We start from the raw sequence: 17351 nt of genomic DNA, 5'->3' as shown, positions 1-17351 counted from the left end.
CCGGTGTTCCGGACGGCCTGAGAGCTGTCGGAGCCGCCGGGAATCTTGCGCGCGACCCCTCGCGCTTTTTCCAGATCATGATAGTTCAGGCCCGAGCTCCCTTGCCGCCGGGCAATCCACAATGGCAGACCAATGACCGATACAGCTGAGACGATCGACTATTCCAAGACGCTTTACCTGCCGCAGACGGATTTCCCGATGCGTGCCGGTTTGCCCGAGAAGGAACCGGTGCTGGTCAAGCGCTGGCAGGAGATGGATCTCTACCGCAAGCTGCGCGAGGCCTCCGCCGGCCGCCCGAAATACGTGCTGCATGACGGTCCGCCCTATGCCAACGGCAACATCCATATCGGCCATGCGCTGAACAAGATCCTCAAGGACGTCATCAACCGCTCCTTCCAGATGCGCGGCCGCGACGCCAATTACGTGCCCGGCTGGGACTGCCACGGCCTGCCGATCGAATGGAAGATCGAGGAGCAGTACCGCGCCAAGGGCAAGAACAAGGATGAGGTGCCGGTCAACGAGTTCCGCAAGGAATGCCGGGATTTCGCAGCTCACTGGATCGGCGTTCAGGGGGCGGAATTCCAGCGCCTTGGCGTCATCGGCGACTTCAAGAACCCCTATACGACCATGGCCTTCCACGCCGAGGCGCGTATCGCCGGCGAACTGTTGAAATTCGCCATGTCGGGCCAGCTCTATCGCGGCTCCAAGCCGGTGATGTGGAGTGTCGTCGAGCGCACCGCACTCGCCGAGGCCGAGATCGAATACCAGGACTACGAGTCGGATACGATCTGGGCGAAGTTCCCGGTCGCCAGTCTGGTGCGCGCCGTTGCTGACGGGGAAACCGCATTGACCGAGGGTGCTCTCGATCTGCTGCAGGCCCATGTCGTCATCTGGACGACGACGCCCTGGACGATCCCCGGCAACCGTGCCGTCAACTATTCGCCCCGTATCAACTACGGTCTCTACGAGGTCACGGCAGCTGAGAACGCCTTCGGCCCGCAGCCGGGCGAAAAGCTGATCTTTGCCGATACACTGGCCGAAGAGGCTTCGGCCAAGGCCAAAGTCACCTTGAATCGTCTTCGCAGCGTGTCGGCGCAAGAGCTTGGAAGTCTTACGCTTTCGCATCCCTTCAAGGGTCTTGGCGGCGGTTACGGGTTTCCGGTGCCCATGCTTGCCGGCGACCATGTCACCGATGATGCGGGCACCGGGTTCGTTCACACGGCGCCGGGCCATGGCCGCGAGGATTTCGACGCCTGGATGGATGCGGCACAGGACCTGCGTGCGCGCGGCGTCGACACCGCGATCCCGTTCACCGTCGACGATGCCGGCTTTTTCACCAAGGATGCGCCGGGCTTCGGTCCGGATCGTGAGGGTGGCGCGGCGCGCGTTCTCGACGACAACGGCAAGAAGGGCAATGCCAATCAGGCGGTCATCGACGAGTTGATCAAGCGCAACGCCCTGTTTGCCCGCGGTCGCCTCAAGCACAGCTATCCGCATTCCTGGCGGTCGAAGAAACCGGTCATCTTCCGCAACACGCCGCAATGGTTCGTCTACATGGACAAGGACCTCGGCGACGGCACGACGCTACGCAGCCGTGCGCTGAAGGCGATCGACGACACCCGTTTCGTGCCAGGGGCGGGGCAGAACCGTATTCGCGCCATGATCGAGGAGCGGCCCGACTGGGTGCTGTCGCGCCAGCGCGCCTGGGGCGTGCCGATCGCGGTCTTCGCCGACGTCGATGGCAATGTGCTCCAGGACGAGGCGGTCAACCAGCGCATCATGGACGCTTTCGAGAAAGAAGGCGCCGATGCCTGGTTCGCCGCCGGTGCCAAGGAACGTTTCCTCGGCAATCACGATGCCTCCAGATGGAAGCAGGTGACGGATATCCTCGACGTCTGGTTTGATTCAGGCTCGACCCACGTGTTCACGCTGGAGGATCGTCCGGACCTCAAATGGCCGGCCGACGTCTATCTCGAAGGCTCCGACCAGCATCGTGGCTGGTTCCACTCCTCGCTGCTCGAAAGCTGCGGCACCAGGGGCAGGGCGCCCTACGACACCGTCGTCACCCATGGCTTCACCATGGACGAGGACGGCCGCAAGATGTCGAAATCGCTCGGCAACACCGTCGTCCCGCAGGACGTGATCAAGCAGTCCGGCGCGGACATCCTGCGCCTGTGGGTGGTGACGACCGACTATTGGGAAGACCAGCGGCTCGGCAAGAACGTGCTGCAGACCAACATCGACGCCTACCGCAAGCTGCGCAACACCATCCGCTGGATGCTGGGCACGCTCGCCCATGACGATGGCGAGGAGGTGCCGCTGGAAGGGATGCCGGAGCTGGAACGGCTGATGCTGCATCGCCTCGCCGAACTCGATGAGGTGGTGCGCCAGGGCTACGATGCGTTCGAGTTCAAGCGCATCACCCGTGCGCTCCTCGATTTCATGGTGGTCGAGTTGTCGGCCTTCTATTTCGACATCCGCAAGGACGCGCTCTACTGCGATGCGCCGTCGAGCGCGAAGCGCAAGGCCTCGGTGCAGGTGGTGCGCCACCTGTTCGACTGCCTGGTGAGATGGCTGGCGCCGATGCTGCCCTTCACCATGGAAGAGGCCTGGCTCGACCGCCATCCCGATGCCGTCTCGGTGCATCTCGACCAGTTCCCGGCGATCCCGGAAAACTGGAAGAACGAGGCGCTGGCGGAGAAATGGCGTAAGGTGCGGCAGGTGCGCCGTGTCGTCACCGGTGCGCTGGAAATCGCGCGTGCCCAGAAAGTGATCGGCTCGTCGTTGGAAGCGGTGCCGGTCGTCACCATCAACGACGCAGCGCTTGAAGCGGCTATTTCGGACGTCGACATGGCCGAAATGGCGATCACCAGCGATCTCGTCATCGTCCATGGGGAGGCGCAACAAGGCGCCTTCACACTCGAAGACGTCAAGGGCGTCGCCGTGGTGATCGAAAAGGCCGAGGACCGCGGTCTGGTCAAATGCGCGCGGTCGTGGCGTTACACCGCCGATGTCGGGCAGGATCCTGCCTTTCCCGATGTCTCGGCGCGCGACGCCGCCGTGCTGCATGAACTGAAGGCGCTGGGAAGGCTCTAGATGCATGTCGCCCAAAAGTGTGCCGCGGTTTTGGGACAACGACATGCATCAACCAAAATGCATGTCGCCCAAAAGTGTGCCGCGGTTTTGGGACAACGACATGCATCAATGAAATAGTGCACAAATGCCACGCCGGACGGGCGAAACCCGTCCGTGCGTTGCCCTTAACGAGTGGTTGAGGTAAACACGCGAAACTCCGGAAGACAAATTGTCGCCGGATTTCCGTCGCAAGTGCTTGAACGATGGGGACCGGACCTTGGGACCGGCGGCGATCGAGAGGCTGTCTAGAGTGGGACTTTTTGGCATGACCGAGAGATTTAACGCGCGCCTCGCGCTGTTGGCGCCGCTTGTCGCATCGGGACTCGCTCTGTCCGGCTGTGTCGGTTCTCCGACCTACGGCACCGACAAGACCGCCGGCGAACAACTGGCCGGCGATCTCACCGGCGCTTTTTCGTTCGCCCCCAAGCGCAAGGAACACATCGATTACAAGCCGCGTCCCACCCTGGTGAAGCCGGCGCCTGGTCAGAAGGAAGCGCTGCCGGCGCCACAGGAGAGCATCGAAACCGCAAGCGCCGAATGGCCCGAATCGCCCGAGCAGCGCCGTGCCCGCCTGCGCGCCGACGCCACCGCACACCAGGATGATCCCTCCTACCAGTCGCAGATCGTCGACGACGTGCAGACGGATCCCGCCTCGGTGAAGAAGGCGATGGAGGAATCCGGCTCAAGTCACCCGCCGCGCTGGACGCCTGCCGATTCCGACAAGGGTCGCGCCGCCGACATCCAGCGCCGCCTCGCCGAAAGCAAGCAGGGCGATCCGAATACCCGCAAATATCTGAGCGAACCGCCCCTTGCCTATCGCGTCGCATCCGACACGGCGCCGCAAAACGAACTCGGCGAAGACGAGTATAAAAAGGAACGCCGCCTCAAGAGAGAGGCGGAAGGCAAGAAGGGCAGCGGCTGGTTCGACTGGCTGCCGTCTCTGTAAAAAGCGGGCCGCGTTTGCTTGCCGACGGGCATTGCCTCGGTTCAGTCCCGGCGCTCCCGAAAGAAATCCCTCAGCAGCAGGGCCGCTTCGGCCTCTGCCATGCCCGCATAGATGTCGGGCGTGTGATGGCAGGTCGGCGAAGCGAAGAAGCGCACGCCGTTGACCACCGCGCCGCCCTTTTCGTCCGCGGCGCCAAAGTAGAGCCGGCGCAGTCTGGCGAAGGAGATGGCGCCGGCGCACATGGCGCAAGGCTCCAGCGTCACATAGAGATCGTGTCCGGTGAGCCGCTCGCTCGACAGCCTGCGGCAGGCTTCGCGGATGGCCAGCATCTCGGCATGGGCCGTCGGATCGGCAAGCTCGCGGGTGCGGTTGCCGGCACTGGCCACCACCGTGCCGGCGCTGGCGATGACGGCGCCAACCGGCACTTCGCCTCGCGAGGCTGCCGCCTGCGCCTCCGCCAGCGCCAGCGCCATGAAATCGGGCCGCTTCACGCGGGTTTCCATTCCGATTATCTCCTCGCCACTCGACGGTGATCCTGTTATTGAGCGCATAACCTCGAAAATCGGGTACGGTTTTCGGCAATGATCATGCGCCAAATTAAAAATGCTACAGCGTTCGTTGCGCGCCCGAAAGGATGCGCCACGCTGTAGCAGCGCAAACGGACAAAGGCCACATGGACGACAACGACAAGAAATCTCCGCGCCAGAAGGGTCCGGGCAAAAGCGGTCCGAAGCCGGCGGCCGCGCGTGGGCGCGATACCGGCAAAGGCGGCAAACCGGCCTTCGGCGCCAAGAAACCGTTTGCCAAGCGTGGCGACGGCGGCAAGCCCTTCGAAAAACGCGAAGGGCCGCGCAAGCCCTACGCGCCGCGCGGCGAGCGGCCAATGGCAGCCGAAGGCGAACGGCCCCAGAAGCGCGAGTACAAACCGCGTGAGGGCGGGCGCTCGGAGCGGCCGTTTAACAACGGTCCGCGTCCGGAAGGCAAGCCTTATGAGAAGCGCGAAGGCCCGCGCAAGCCCTACGCGCCGCGTGGCGAGCGTCCAATGGCCGCCGATGGCGAACGGCCCCAGAAGCGTGAGTACAAGCCGCGCGAAGGCGGCGAAGGCGGGCGCTCGGAGCGGCCCTTCAACAAGGGTCTGCGTCCGCAAGGCAAGCCTTATGAAAACCGCGAAGGGCCGCGCAAGCCCTATGCACCGCGCGGCGAGCGGCCGATGGCGGCTGAAGGTGCGGCGGGTGAAAGACGTTTCGATCGACCTAAGCGTGATTTTGCCGATCGGCCCAAACCCGTCTTCTCTGACCGTCCGAAGCGCGATTTCGCTGCCGACCGGCCGCAAGGCGGTTTCAAGTCCCGTCCGCGTCCCGCCGAGGCGGCGGAAGAAGCCGGCGAGCGGATCGCCAAGCGCCTGGCTCGCGCCGGGCTTGCCTCGCGCCGCGACGCCGAGGAGTTGATCGCGGCCGGCCGCGTCAAGGTCAACGGCCGGGTTCTGTCTTCGCCAGCCTTCAATGTAATGCCCGACGACATCATCCATCTCGACGGCATGGAGATCCCGCCGATCGAGCGCACCCGGCTGTTCCTGTTCCACAAGCCTGCCGGCGTCGTGACCACCAACCGCGACCCCGAGGGCCGCAAGACCGTCTTCGACGTGCTGCCCGCCGAATTGCCCCGGCTGATGACCATCGGCCGGCTCGACATCAACACTGAAGGCCTGCTGCTGCTGACCAATGATGGCGGCCTGTCTCGCGTGCTCGAACTGCCGGCCACCGGCTGGCTGCGCCGCTACCGGGTCCGCGTCCATGGCAAGGTCGAGGAAAGTGCGCTTGCGGGCCTTCGCGAAGGCATTGCCGTGGACGGCGTCTTCTATGGCGCCATCGAGGCGAGCCTCGACCGCGAGCAAGGCTCGAACGCCTGGCTGACGATCGGCTTGCGCGAAGGCAAGAATCGCGAGGTCAAGAACATTCTCGGCGCGCTCGGCCTCGACGTGACGCGGCTGATCCGCATCTCCTACGGTCCGTTCCAGCTCGAGGATCTTCCCGAAGGCCATGTGCTGGAAATCAAGGGCAAGGTTTTGCGCGATCAGCTCGGCGAACGCCTGATAGAGGAATCCGGCGCCAATTTCGATGCCGAGATAACAAAGCCGTTTTCCAACCTGCCGGTGCGGCGGGTCGAGCCGCGCCGCGAGGAGGCCGAGCGGCCGAGATTTTCGCGCGAGGGTGACCACCGGCCGATCGGCGAGGGCGGCCTGATCAAGAACCGCAAGCGCCGCGAAGGCAGCCGTGACGAAGCGCTGGGCAAACTGTCGACCAGCCCCGACAGAGGCGCCAGGCCGGAAAAAAGCTTTGGCGACCGCGGCCCGCGACCCGAGCGCGGTGGCTTCGGCGACAAGCCGCGCGGTGGTTTTGGCGGCAAGCCGGGCGGCAAGAAATCCGAGCGCGAGCAGCGGCCGATCGAACCGCCGGGCCAGCGCAAGGCCAATGTCTGGATGGCGCCGGGCGCGCGGCCGATCGGCAAGGGCAGGGCGGAGGCGGATGCTGCCAAAGCCGCTGAAGCCAAGGCCCGCAAGGCGTCTTTCAAGCCGGCCTATGGCAAGCCCGGCGGCAAGCCGGGCGGCCCAAAGCCGTTCGGCAAGCCGCGTGGCGAGCGTTCGGGTGGCGGCGGCGAGCGGCCGCGCGGCGGTCCCAAGGGTCCCAGGGCGAAATGAGGATCGTCGGCGGCGAGTTTCGCGGGCGCCCGCTGGCGACGCCCCGCGGCAGCGCCATCCGCCCCACGACCGACCGCACCCGCGAGGCTGTTTTCAATGTGCTGGCGCATCGCTTTGCCGATCGGCTGCAGCGCGCGCGCGTGCTCGACCTGTTCGCCGGAACGGGTGCGCTCGGTCTCGAGGCGCTGTCGCGCGGCGCGTCCTATGGCGTCTTCATCGAGGAATCGGCCGAAGGCCGGGGCCTGATCCGCGACAATGTCGAGGCCTTCGGCCTGACCGGCCGCACCAAGATATTCCGGCGCGATGCGACGGCTCTGGGCGAGGCCGGCACGCTGGCGCCGTTCGACCTCGTTTTCGCCGATCCACCCTACGGCAAGGGTCTTGGCGAGCGCGCGCTGAGGTCGGCCAATCAAGGCGGCTGGCTGCGTCCCGGCGCGCTGTGCGTGGTCGAGGAGGCAGCGGCGGCGCCTTTCGAGCCGGGACCGGGATTTTCAGTTGTCGACGAGCGCCACTATGGCGAGACGCTGATCCGGTTTGTCGAGGCCGCCTGAGTTAAGCTTCATTTGCAGGCGAAGATGGAATGCGACCCCTTCTTTCCCAGGGAGCAGGTTGTGCCATGCCAATGATCAACAATTCACTTTCCCAACATCGGCTCGCCGCCTATCGTCCGTGATGAGAAACCGGAGCCATTGATGACATTTCAGGCTGACTGGCTGCGCAAGACCCTCTTGGCGACATCGCTGGCTTTCATCATTGCCGGGCCGGGCCCAGCCTTCGCCGCCGACAAACGGCCGGCCGAGTTCAAGGTGACGGATTTCCTGCTCGACAACGGCATGGAAGTGGTCGTCATTCCCGACCATCGCTCGCCGATCGTCACCCATATGGTGTGGTATAAGGTGGGCAGCGCCGACGAACCGCCAGGCAAATCCGGCATCGCCCATTTTTTCGAGCATCTGATGTTCAAGGCGACTGCCAATCACGCCGCAGGCGAGTTCGACCGTGCCGTCTCCGACATAGGCGGCTCCAACAACGCCTTCACCTCCTACGACTACACCGCCTTCTACGAGACGGTGGCGCCGTCGGCGCTCGAGCTGATGATGAGCTTCGAGGCCGATCGCATGCGCAACCTCATCCTCACCGACGATGTCATCAAGACCGAGCGCGACGTCATCCTCGAGGAGCGCCGTTCGCGCATCGACAACAGTCCCGAGGCCGTGCTCGACGAGGAACTCGACGCCACGCTGTGGCAGAACCAGCCCTACCGAATTCCGGTCATTGGCTGGATGCAGGAAATGGAGCAGTTGAACCGCACCGACGCCATCGCCTTCTACAACAAATACTACCAGCCCAACAACGCGGTGCTGATCGTGGCCGGCGACGTCGAGCCGGACACGGTCAAGGCACTGGCCGAGAAAACCTACGGCAAGATCGCGCGCGGGCCCGACCTGCCGCCGCGCGTGCGCCCGGTCGAACCGGAGCAGAACACCAGGCGAACGGTGACGCTGTCCGACGCCCGCGTCAGCGTGCCGAATTTCTCCACCCAATGGGTGGTGCCGTCCTACCACACGGCCAAGCCCGGCGAAGCCGAGGCGCTCGACCTGCTGGCGGAAATACTGGGCGGCGGCAACCGCAGCCGGCTCTATCAGGCGCTGGTGGTCAGGCAAGGCATCGCTTCCAACGCCGGCGCCTATTTCCAGGGCACCATGCTGGACGACACCAACTTCACCGTCTATGGCACGCCGCGCGGCGACGCCAGGCTCGTTGATGTCGAGGCGGCCGTCGACGCGGAGGTCGCGCGCATCGCCAGGGACGGCGTCACCGTCAAGGAGCTGGACAAGGCCAAGGACCGCTATGTCCGCTCGATGGTTTTCGCCCGCGACAAGCAGGATTCAATGGCCAATATCTATGGCGCCGAGCTCGCCACCGGCGGCAATGTGCAGGACATCGAGCAATGGCCGGAGCGCATCCGCAAGATCACCGCCGGCGAGATCAAGGCCGTCGCCGCGCGCTACCTGGTGCTGGCCCGGTCGACGACCGGCTATCTCTTGCCGCAGCAACGGGCGGGGAATTGACGATGAATAGCGAGCACCACGGCTCTCTCCCTTCTCCCACAAGGGGAGAAAGGAAGGCACGCGCTGCGCTTGTCACTTTGCTCCTCACCATCTTCTTCCTTGTCCTGCCGGCGCTTGCCGCCCGCGCCATGGACATCCAGCAGGTCACCTCGCCCAAGGGCGTCACCGCCTGGCTGGTCGAAGACTATTCGGTGCCGATGGTGGCCGTCCGTTTTGTCTTTGGGGGCGGCTCGACGCAGGATCCGCCGGGCAAGGAGGGGCTGGCCAATCTGATGACCGGTCTGTTCGACGAAGGCGCAGGCCCTCTGGACAGCGACGCTTTCCAGGTGAAGCTCGACGACGCCGGCGCCGAGATGAGCTTCGAGGAGACCCGCGACGGCATCTACGGTTCCATGCGCATGTTGGCCGAGCAGCGAGACGAGGCGTTCGACCTGCTGCGGCTGGCGGTCAACGAGCCGCGTTTCGACCAGGCGCCGATCGATCGCATCGGCGCTCAGATCCTGTCCGGCATCATCGCCGGAGAGAACGACCCCGACACGATCGCGCAGGACAGATGGGCGCGCGCGCTCTATGGCGATCATCCCTATTCGCGCTCCGACCAGGGCACCAGGCAGAGCATCGCCGCCATCACGCGGGACGATTTGAAGGCGCTGCACAAGGCGGTCTTCGCGCGGAGCGGGCTGCATGTCGCGGTGGTCGGCGCCATCGACCCGGAAACGCTGAAGAAGAAACTGGACATGGTGTTCGGCGACCTGCCGCAGAACCAGACGCTAGCTCCGGTCGCCGACGTCAAGCCAAATCTGGCGCAGCATGTCGAGGTCGACTACGACCTGCCGCAGACCTCGCTGCAGCTCGCCTGGCCTGGCGTGAAACGCAAGGCGGCGGATTTCTTCCCCACGGTTCTGATGAATGAGATCCTCGGCGGTGGCACCTTCACCTCGCGCCTGTTCCAGGAGGTGCGCGAGAAGCGCGGGCTGGCCTACAGTGTCAACTCCTCGCTCATCAACCAGGACCATGCCGACGCGCTGATCGTCACCACCGGCACGCGCTCGGACCGCGCCGCCGAAACCCTCGGCATCGTGCGCGACGTGGTCAGGCGGCTTGCCGAGGACGGCCCTACCGAGGAGGAACTGGCGGCAACCAAGAAATACCTGATCGGCGCCTACGCCATCAGCAACCTGGACTCCTCCAGCGCCATCGCCGCGACCCTGGTCGAGCTGCAGCTCGACGACCTCGGCGTCGATTACATTCAGCGCCGCACCGGCCTCATCAACGCAGTGACGCTCGACCAGGTCAAGGCCGCGGCGAAGAAGCTTTTGTCGGCCGAGCCGACCATTATGGTCGTCGGACCGCCCTTGGCCGGAGCCAATAAGGGATGAGCCTCACCTTCGGCATCGCCTTTGGCGGCGGCGGCGCGCGCGGTCTGGCGCACATCCATGTTATCGAGGCGCTGGACGAACTGGGCATCAGTCCGGTCGCAATCGCCGGCTCGTCGATCGGCGCCATCATGGGCGCCGGTATGGCCTCAGGCATGACCGGCAAGGACATTCATGATTATGCCCGCTCGATCCTCGGCCGTCGCGCCGAGGTGGCGAGCCGCATGTGGCGGGCGCGGCCCGGCACCATCGCCGAGGCCATGCAGGCCGGCATCCGCGTCAGCCAGTTCAATGTCGAACGCATCCTCAAGGCATTCCTGCCCGAAGCCATTCCAGAAACCTTCGCCGAGCTGAAAATCCCGCTGAAGGTGACGGCGACGGACTATTTCGGCCACAAGCTGGCCGTGTTCGCCGAAGGCGACCTGCATTCGGCGCTCGCAGCTTCAGCGGCCATTCCTGCCGTGTTCGGCCCGGTGATGCGCGACGGCCGGCTGCTGATCGACGGCGGCATCTACAACCCCGTGCCCTTCGACCTGATCGAGGAGGATGCCGACATCATCATCGGCGTCGACGTGGTCGGCGCGCCGGAAGAGGCCGACCGCAGGCGGCCGACCTCCGTCGACCTGATGTTCGGCGCCACGCAACTGATGATGCAGTCGATCATCGCCAACAAGCTGAAGCAGTGCCAGCCCGATATCCTGATCCGCCCGGCGGTGTCCAAATACCGCGTGCTCGACTTCCTGAAGATCGAGGTCCTGATGACCGAGACCGCCGATATCAAGGACCAATTGAAGCGCGAGGTGGAGAGGGTTGTGGAGGCTAGGGAAAGTGCTGCCGTCGAGCAAAGACGGGAAAAGCAGACCGGGTGACGCGAGGTCCATAGGTTGCCTCACGTCACCGCTATAGCTTTGATCCCGAAAGCCCGGCGCCCTCCAGTCCTCTCTGGAAGAAGGGCACTCTAACCGTTCACGATTTCGCCAGCACCGGCGCATACTCCAGCGCCACCACGCCGTTGCTGAATGGCTTGGCGTAAATCAACTCAAGCGACACCGGATCGCCGGCCGGAAACAGCTTTTTGCCCTGGCCGACGGTGCCGGGGTAGCTCAGCAGCCTGACGCGGTCGACCAGACCATGGCGCAACAGTTCCTGCGCGACGCTGAGGCTGCCATGCACATAGATGTTGCCGCCGCTACCTTGCTTCAGTGTCCTGACCGCCTCCGGCAGCGGCCCCCTGAGCAGCTCGGCCGGTTTCCAGTCGAGCACCTTCAAACTGCTGGACGCGACATATTTAGGCAGCGCGTTGAACCGGTCGGCGAAGTCTCCGGTTTCGCTCGGCCACGAGCCGGCGAAAATCTCGTAGGTCGTGCGCCCCAAAAGCATGGCGCCGCTGTCGGTAAGCTCGTCCTCCTTGAACCTGTCCATCTCGTCGTTCCAGGTGACGCCGGGCAGCTTCTCGACCTCGGCAATGCCATCGACGCTGATGAATTCGGTGACGATAAGCTTTCTCATGGCGTTCTCCTTCTCCGCTCAGAGGACGTGCCGCGCCAGCTTTCTGCGACACGCTTGGGAAAAATATCGCAACGCCCTTCAGAGGATGGATCTAAGCGCGTTTAGGAAAGATCGATATCGTGGGAAAAGTACGACGGGCCTGGACTAAGCCCCCAAGATCGGATTTTGGTACTGCGTCTGAAGCAATTGTTCTTAAGAACGCCTCGCAGGAAGATCATGGGATTCGGCGTCTTCATTCACCGCTCGGATTCGCGATACAACGACCGCCCCGCAGAGCAATACCAGTTTCCTCGCCCGTATCTGCGCCGCGTTGAAGAATGTGTCGGCAGCTGGATCATTTACTACGAACCTAGCAAAGTGAACGATACTCGGGGTTACTACGCTGTAGCGAAAGTCCAGAAGGTCATTTCCGATCCTGTGGCACCCGACATGTATCTCGCTCTGATTGAGCCCGGGAGTTACCTCGATTTCGTCAATCCTGTTCCATTTAACGGACCTGATGGTCTCATGGAGCGAGCATTGCTCAACCCCGAGGGGCGGATTTCCGGTCGTGCGCAATCTGCCGTGCGCCCGCTTAGTGCAGCCGACTTCAACCGCATCATCGATTTGGGCCTGGACACAAATGAGATGTTGCTGCCACGCTTGGATAAGGCCGATCCATCCGCCGGCTTTCAGGATGTGCAGGCGCCATTTGAATTCGAGCAGAGCCGTGACCGCGTGAGCTACATCGGATCGCGAATCGTACGAGATCGTATTTTCCGCCGTATCGTCTTGCGCGCCTATGACGAGCGGTGCGCGATTACGGGACTCAAGTTGATAAATGGCGGCGGCCGAGCAGAGGTTTCAGCCGCTCATATTCGGTCGGTCGAAGCGAACGGACCCGATGTCATCAATAACGGGATCGCACTGTCCGGTACCGCGCATTGGATGTTCGATCGCGGATTGATCAGCTTATCCGATGACCTGGAAATCCTGATATCGAGGCAGGTCAATGACCCCGGAAGCGTGCAGTCATTCATAAACAAGACTCGGCGAGCACTTCCGCCGGGCCGGCCGTTCGAGCGGCCGCATCCCCGTTTCCTGCAATGGCATCGCGAAAACTGTTTTAAGCAGTAATGCTCCGCTGACGCCCGTCCCCTCAGTCCTTCGCCCGCTCCACATAGGATCCATCGGCCGTCATCACCACCACGCGGGTCCCCGGCGCGATGTGCGGCGGCACAGTGGTGCGCACCCCGTTGGAGAGCACAGCCGGCTTGTAGGACGACGACGCCGTCTGGCCCTTGGTCGTCGGCTCGGTCTCCACCACCTCGAAAGTGGCGCGCTGCGGCAGCACCAGCGCGATTGCGATGCCGTTGAACTGGGAGACCTGAACCGGCATGCCTTCCTGGAGATAGGGCGCCGCGTCGCCGACGACGCTTTCCGGTACCGCCACCTGGTCGTAGGTTTCCGGATTCATGAAGTGATAACCTTCGCCATCCGCGTAGAGGAAGGTGTGCTCGCGCTCCTCGACATAGGCGCGCTCCACCTGTTCGGTGGTGCGGTAGCGCTCCGAAACCTTCACCCCGTCGCCAATGCGGCGCATGTCGAGCTGCGTCACGGGCGTGCCCTTGCCTGGGTGGATGTTTTCGGCAAAGAGGATCACATAAAGCTTGCCGTCCTTGTCGACGACATTGCCTTTGCGGAGCGAACTGGCGATGACTTTCACCACGGTTTTTTATCCTGCGAGAGTTGACGGGCGTTTGCCGGCTTGCGCGGCGCTGGATGGGGGCCTAGCGCATCTCGGCGCGAACCGCCAGCCCCCAACGCGAACCAGCCCGCCTTCAAACCGCCCATGACCGCCGCTTCCCCCTGGTGGACGCCGCATGTGCATGCCGATCGCCGCCCGCGCCTGATGCTGCGCAACGGCCTTGCCGCCGCCTTGCGCGATTGGTTCGCCCGCCGCGATTTCGTCGAGGTGCAGGCATCGGCCCTGCAGATATCGCCCGGCAACGAGGCGCATCTGGCGGCCTTCGCCACGGAGGCGGTCGCGCCGGACGGGCAGCGCAAGCCGCTCTATCTGCACACGTCGCCGGAATTCGCCTGCAAGAAGCTGCTCGCCGCCGGCGAGACCAGGATCTTCAGCTTCGGCCCGGTCTATCGCAACCGCGAGTGTGGCCCTTTGCACCATCCCGAATTCACCATGCTCGAATGGTACAGGGTCGGCGAAACCTATGAGACCCTGATGCGGGATTGCGCGGATCTGCTGGCGCTGGCCGCGACAAGGGCAGGGGCCACGCGTTTCAGCTTTCGCGGCCGCGACTGCGATCCTTTCGCGGAGCCGGAACGGCTGACGGTGGCGGACGCCTTCGCCCGCCATGCCGGGATCGATCTGCTTGCGACGGTGAACGCCGATGGGGGTACCGACCGCGATTCGCTCCATCAAGCCTTGACCGGTGCCGGCCTGCGTACCGCGCCCGACGACGGCTGGGCCGACCTGTTCAGCCGGGTGATGGTGGAAAAGATCGAGCCCAATCTCGGTATCGGCCGCGCGACCATCCTGTGCGAGTATCCGGTCGCCGAGGCGGCCCTGGCGCGACCGAGCCCACGCGACCTCCGCGTTGCCGAGCGCTTCGAGCTCTATTGCTGCGGCGTCGAACTCGCCAACGGCTTTGGCGAGTTGACGGACGCCGAAGAGCAGCGCCGGCGCTTCATCATGGAAATGGACGAGAAAGAGCGAGTCTATGGCGAGCGCTATCCGCTGGACGAGGATTTTCTCGCGGCACTTGCGGTCATGCCACAGGCCAGTGGCATCGCGCTCGGCTTCGACCGGCTGGCCATGCTAGCCACGGGCGCGCAAAAAATCGAGGATGTGATCTGGACGCCTGTTGCCGGGTCTTGAGCCCCAGCGCTGCGGCTCGCGCCGTCTCAATGCGCGAAAATCTGCTCCAGCGAACGAAAACCCTTGAATTCCAAAGCATTGCCCGAGGGGTCGCGGATGAACAGCGTCGCCTGTTCGCCGGGCTCTCCCTTGAAGCGGATCATCGGCCGCTCCAGCCAGTCTATGTCGGCGCGTGCTTCCAGCCGCGCGGCAAGCCGCTGCCAGTCGTCCATCAAAAGCACGGCGCCGAAATGCGGGATCGGCACCGCCATGCCGTCGACCTTCCCGTCACTGGCGGCCGGCGCGGCCCGTGGCCGCAGATGCGCCGACATCTGATGGCCGAATAGGTCGAAATCGACCCAGGTCTCCGAAGAGCGGCCGATGGCGCAACCCAGCACCTCGCCATAGAAAGCGCGTGTTTCATCGAGATCACGGATCGGGAAGGCAAGATGGAAAGGCGTCATTGGAAAAGCTCCGTGCTGGCGATGCGGTGCCGCGCTTCGTGATGCGCGGCTGAACCGATGCATTTTGATTGAAGCTTGTGCCATTGCACAAGCCGGACCGGAACAATAGATGGGGGACGGCGGCTCTCGGGCCAGCCGCAACAGCAGGATCACGCGCATGAGCGATATATCGGACGCATCAAGATTGACCGACCGCGTCGCGGCCCTGGTCGAGGCTGCCAAAAAAGCTGGCGCCGATGCCGCGGATGCCGTCGCGGTGCGTGGCCGCTCGACCGGTGTGTCGGTGCGGCTGGGCAAGGTCGAAAACACCGAGGCGTCGGAAGGCGACGACGTTTCGCTGCGTGTCTTTGTCGGCCAGCGGGTGGCAAGCGTTTCCGCGACTGCCGCGTCCGACCCGAAGGCGCTTGCCGAACGTGCCGTCGCCATGGCCAGGGTCTCTCCCGAAGATCCCAACCAGGGCCTCGCGGATCCGGCGCTGCTGGCCAGGCAGACGCGCGATCTCGACCTGTTCGATGCAACAGAAGTATCGGCCGACCAATTGAAGGAAGCGGCGCTGGCCGCGGAAGCGGCGGCCCTGGCCGTCAAAGGCGTGACCAATTCGGCGGGCAGCAATGCCAGCGCGGGGCTCGGAGGGCTGGTATTGGCCACCTCGCACGGCTTCCTCGGCCATTATGTCGCCTCGCGCTTCTCGCGCTCCACGAGCGTCATCGCCGGCGAGGGTACCGGCATGGAACGCGATTATGAATTCTCCTCGCGCCAGCATTTTGCCGACCTGGATGCGCCGGAAGACATAGGCCGCAAGGCCGGGGAGCGCGCCGTGCGCCGCCTCGGCGCGCGCAAGGCCGCGACCGGCCCGGTCGACGTGGTGTTCGATCCGCGCGTGGCGCGCGGCATTGCCGGCCATCTCGCGGGTGCCATCAACGGCGCTGCCGTCGCACGTAGGACGTCGTTCCTGCGCGACATGATGGGCAAAAAGGTGGCTGCATCGGCCATTACCGTCACCGACGAGCCGCTGAGGCGGCGCGGCCAGGCCTCGCGTCCGTTCGACGGCGAAGGCGTCGAAGGCGACAAACTTTTGATGGTCGAGAACGGCGTGCTCAACCACTGGTTCCTGTCGACCTCGGCGGCGCGGGAACTGGGTCTCGTCACCAATGGACGCGGTTCGCGCAGCGGCTCCTCCGTCTCGCCGTCTTCGACCAATCTTGCCATCGAGCCGGGTGAGCGCTCGCCGGAAGAACTGATTGCGTCGCTCAAGACCGGCTTCTACGTCACCGAGGTGTTCGGGCAAGGTGTCGACATGGTGACCGGCGAATACAGCCGCGGCGCTTCCGGGTTTTGGATCGACAACGGCCAGCTTGCCTATCCCGTGGCCGAAGTCACGATCGCCTCCAACCTGAAGACGATGTTCCTCAACATGGTGCCGGCAAGCGACCTCGATCGCAATTTCGGCACCGCTGCCCCCACGCTGCTGATCGAAGGCATGACCCTTGCCGGAGCATGATCTGACCACGACCGGCGCCACGGAGGATCTGCCGCTGCTGCGCGATGCTGCCCGCGAGGCGGGCGCCATCGCGATGCGCTACTTCGGCAACAGTCCGCAAGTCTGGATGAAAGGCGGCAGCTCGCCAGTCAGCGAGGCCGATCACGCCGCCGATGCGTATCTTCGCCAGACCCTGCTTGCGGCGCGACCGGATTATGGCTGGCTGTCCGAGGAGACGGTCGACGATCCAGTGCGGCTTTCGGCGCGCCGAACCTTTGTCGTTGATCCGATCGACGGCACGCGCGGCTTCCTGGAAGGCCAGCGCACCTGGTGCGTCAGCGTTGCGGTTGTCGAGCATGGCCGCTCGCTTGCCGGCGTGCTCGAATGTCCGGCGCTCAACGAGACTTACTGGGCGCTGCCTGGCCAGGGCGCGTTCCGCAACGGCAGCCGCATCGCGGTGCGCCAGCCCGGCGACAAGGCCGAAATTTCCGGGTTGAAGCAGTTGCTCGACAGGATACCGGCCGGCTGGCAGGAACGGTTGAAGCGGGCGCCCTACAGTCCTTCGCTTGCCTACCGCCTGGCAATGATCGCCAACGGCACGCTCGACGCCACTTTCGTCAAGCCCAACGCGCACGACTGGGATATCGCCGCCGCCGACCTTATCCTGCGCGAGGCGGGCGGCCAGTTGCTCGACCCGCATGGCCGCGCGCCGCTCTATGCCGGCGAGGTGACCCGCCACGGCGCGCTCGCCGCCGGCAGCGGTGAACTGCTGGCGGTGCTCGTGGGTGTCATTGCCGGACTGGATGATTGAAAG

The 17351-nt window shown here is 64.3% G+C and carries 15 protein-coding genes; 11 read left to right on the top strand and 4 right to left on the bottom strand.

Features of this window, described 5'->3' with window-relative positions:
* Positions 1 to 132 precede the first annotated feature (132 nt).
* The gene (gene ileS / locus LB533_RS09705; RefSeq protein ID WP_140637713.1) at positions 133 to 3096 is read left to right on the top strand and encodes an isoleucine--tRNA ligase; all 2964 of its coding nucleotides are present in this window, start codon (positions 133 to 135) and stop codon (positions 3094 to 3096) included.
* A 304-nt stretch (positions 3097 to 3400) separates the two neighbouring features.
* On the top strand, positions 3401 to 4081 hold the full coding sequence (locus tag LB533_RS09700; protein ID WP_140637714.1) for a hypothetical protein: 681 nt from the start codon (positions 3401 to 3403) through the stop codon (positions 4079 to 4081).
* Between the two features lie 41 nt (positions 4082 to 4122).
* Here LB533_RS09700 and LB533_RS09695 read toward each other — a convergent pair whose 3' ends face one another.
* Positions 4123 to 4572, bottom strand: a complete 450-nt coding sequence (locus LB533_RS09695; protein ID WP_140638294.1) for a nucleoside deaminase — start codon at positions 4570 to 4572, stop codon at positions 4123 to 4125.
* A 182-nt stretch (positions 4573 to 4754) separates the two neighbouring features.
* Between LB533_RS09695 and LB533_RS09690 the strand changes: the two genes are divergently transcribed.
* The 5 genes from LB533_RS09690 to LB533_RS09670 all read left to right on the top strand — a co-directional run bounded on the left by LB533_RS09690 (position 4755) and on the right by LB533_RS09670 (position 11096).
* Entirely contained in the window at positions 4755 to 6779 is a 2025-nt protein-coding gene (locus tag LB533_RS09690) for a pseudouridine synthase (protein WP_140637715.1), read from the top strand.
* The gene (gene rsmD / locus LB533_RS09685; protein WP_140637716.1) at positions 6776 to 7330 is read left to right on the top strand and encodes a 16S rRNA (guanine(966)-N(2))-methyltransferase RsmD; all 555 of its coding nucleotides are present in this window, start codon (positions 6776 to 6778) and stop codon (positions 7328 to 7330) included. Before LB533_RS09690 ends, rsmD begins: the two co-directional genes overlap by 4 nt.
* Before the next feature lie 141 nt (positions 7331 to 7471).
* Complete coding sequence (locus LB533_RS09680) at positions 7472 to 8851, top strand: M16 family metallopeptidase (protein WP_140637717.1); 1380 nt, start codon at positions 7472 to 7474, stop codon at positions 8849 to 8851.
* Positions 8852 to 8853: 2 nt separating this feature from the next.
* Positions 8854 to 10230 carry a M16 family metallopeptidase gene (locus LB533_RS09675; RefSeq protein WP_140637718.1) on the top strand — a complete coding sequence of 459 codons (1377 nt, stop codon included), beginning with the start codon at positions 8854 to 8856 and terminating at the stop codon, positions 10228 to 10230.
* Positions 10227 to 11096 carry a patatin-like phospholipase family protein gene (locus LB533_RS09670; RefSeq protein WP_140637719.1) on the top strand — a complete coding sequence of 290 codons (870 nt, stop codon included), beginning with the start codon at positions 10227 to 10229 and terminating at the stop codon, positions 11094 to 11096. Before LB533_RS09675 ends, LB533_RS09670 begins: the two co-directional genes overlap by 4 nt.
* Positions 11097 to 11193: 97 nt before the next feature.
* Here the strand turns inward: LB533_RS09670 and LB533_RS09665 are convergent, their stop codons facing one another.
* A complete protein-coding gene (locus LB533_RS09665; protein ID WP_140637720.1) occupies positions 11194 to 11736 on the bottom strand; it encodes a dihydrofolate reductase family protein in 543 nt (180 codons plus the stop codon).
* A 216-nt stretch (positions 11737 to 11952) separates the two neighbouring features.
* Between LB533_RS09665 and LB533_RS09660 the strand changes: the two genes are divergently transcribed.
* Entirely contained in the window at positions 11953 to 12852 is a 900-nt protein-coding gene (locus tag LB533_RS09660) for an HNH endonuclease (RefSeq protein ID WP_140637721.1), read from the top strand.
* 22 nt (positions 12853 to 12874) lie between these two features.
* On the opposite strand, the gene efp is transcribed toward LB533_RS09660, so the two are convergent.
* Complete coding sequence (efp, locus tag LB533_RS09655) at positions 12875 to 13444, bottom strand: elongation factor P (protein WP_140637722.1); 570 nt, start codon at positions 13442 to 13444, stop codon at positions 12875 to 12877.
* Positions 13445 to 13567: 123 nt separating this feature from the next.
* Between efp and epmA the strand changes: the two genes are divergently transcribed.
* Positions 13568 to 14614: an EF-P lysine aminoacylase EpmA gene (gene epmA / locus LB533_RS09650; RefSeq protein WP_140637723.1), complete on the top strand. Its 1047-nt coding sequence runs from the start codon at positions 13568 to 13570 to the stop codon at positions 14612 to 14614.
* A gap of 26 nt (positions 14615 to 14640) precedes the next feature.
* Here epmA and LB533_RS09645 read toward each other — a convergent pair whose 3' ends face one another.
* Entirely contained in the window at positions 14641 to 15057 is a 417-nt protein-coding gene (locus LB533_RS09645; protein ID WP_140637724.1) for a VOC family protein, read from the bottom strand.
* Positions 15058 to 15214: 157 nt separating this feature from the next.
* On the opposite strand from LB533_RS09645, the gene LB533_RS09640 reads away from it, so the two are divergent.
* Together LB533_RS09640 and LB533_RS09635 are read left to right on the top strand one after the other, a co-directional pair.
* Positions 15215 to 16558, top strand: coding sequence for a TldD/PmbA family protein (locus LB533_RS09640; RefSeq protein WP_224556793.1), 1344 nt, complete (start codon positions 15215 to 15217; stop codon positions 16556 to 16558).
* Positions 16545 to 17348, top strand: coding sequence for a 3'(2'),5'-bisphosphate nucleotidase CysQ (locus tag LB533_RS09635; protein ID WP_140637726.1), 804 nt, complete (start codon positions 16545 to 16547; stop codon positions 17346 to 17348). Before LB533_RS09640 ends, LB533_RS09635 begins: the two co-directional genes overlap by 14 nt.
* The last annotated feature ends 3 nt before the right edge of the window (positions 17349 to 17351 follow it).

Source organism: Mesorhizobium sp. BR1-1-13 (assembly GCF_020165515.1).
Classification (GTDB): domain Bacteria; phylum Pseudomonadota; class Alphaproteobacteria; order Rhizobiales; family Rhizobiaceae; genus Mesorhizobium.
This window is presented reverse-complemented; position numbering and strand designations above follow the sequence as displayed.

Coding starts and splice junctions, on each gene's coding strand:
- LB533_RS09670 (WP_140637719.1), top strand. CDS start 10,227: ATGAGCCTCACCTTCGGCATCGCCTTTGGCGGCGGCGGCGCGCGCGGT.
- LB533_RS09665 (WP_140637720.1), bottom strand. CDS start 11,736: ATGAGAAAGCTTATCGTCACCGAATTCATCAGCGTCGATGGCATTGCC.
- LB533_RS09690 (WP_140637715.1), top strand. CDS start 4,755: ATGGACGACAACGACAAGAAATCTCCGCGCCAGAAGGGTCCGGGCAAA.
- LB533_RS09645 (WP_140637724.1), bottom strand. CDS start 15,057: ATGACGCCTTTCCATCTTGCCTTCCCGATCCGTGATCTCGATGAAACA.
- LB533_RS09675 (WP_140637718.1), top strand. CDS start 8,854: ATGAATAGCGAGCACCACGGCTCTCTCCCTTCTCCCACAAGGGGAGAA.
- LB533_RS09680 (WP_140637717.1), top strand. CDS start 7,472: ATGACATTTCAGGCTGACTGGCTGCGCAAGACCCTCTTGGCGACATCG.
- ileS (WP_140637713.1), top strand. CDS start 133: ATGACCGATACAGCTGAGACGATCGACTATTCCAAGACGCTTTACCTG.
- LB533_RS09640 (WP_224556793.1), top strand. CDS start 15,215: ATGAGCGATATATCGGACGCATCAAGATTGACCGACCGCGTCGCGGCC.
- rsmD (WP_140637716.1), top strand. CDS start 6,776: ATGAGGATCGTCGGCGGCGAGTTTCGCGGGCGCCCGCTGGCGACGCCC.
- LB533_RS09700 (WP_140637714.1), top strand. CDS start 3,401: ATGACCGAGAGATTTAACGCGCGCCTCGCGCTGTTGGCGCCGCTTGTC.
- LB533_RS09660 (WP_140637721.1), top strand. CDS start 11,953: ATGGGATTCGGCGTCTTCATTCACCGCTCGGATTCGCGATACAACGAC.
- epmA (WP_140637723.1), top strand. CDS start 13,568: ATGACCGCCGCTTCCCCCTGGTGGACGCCGCATGTGCATGCCGATCGC.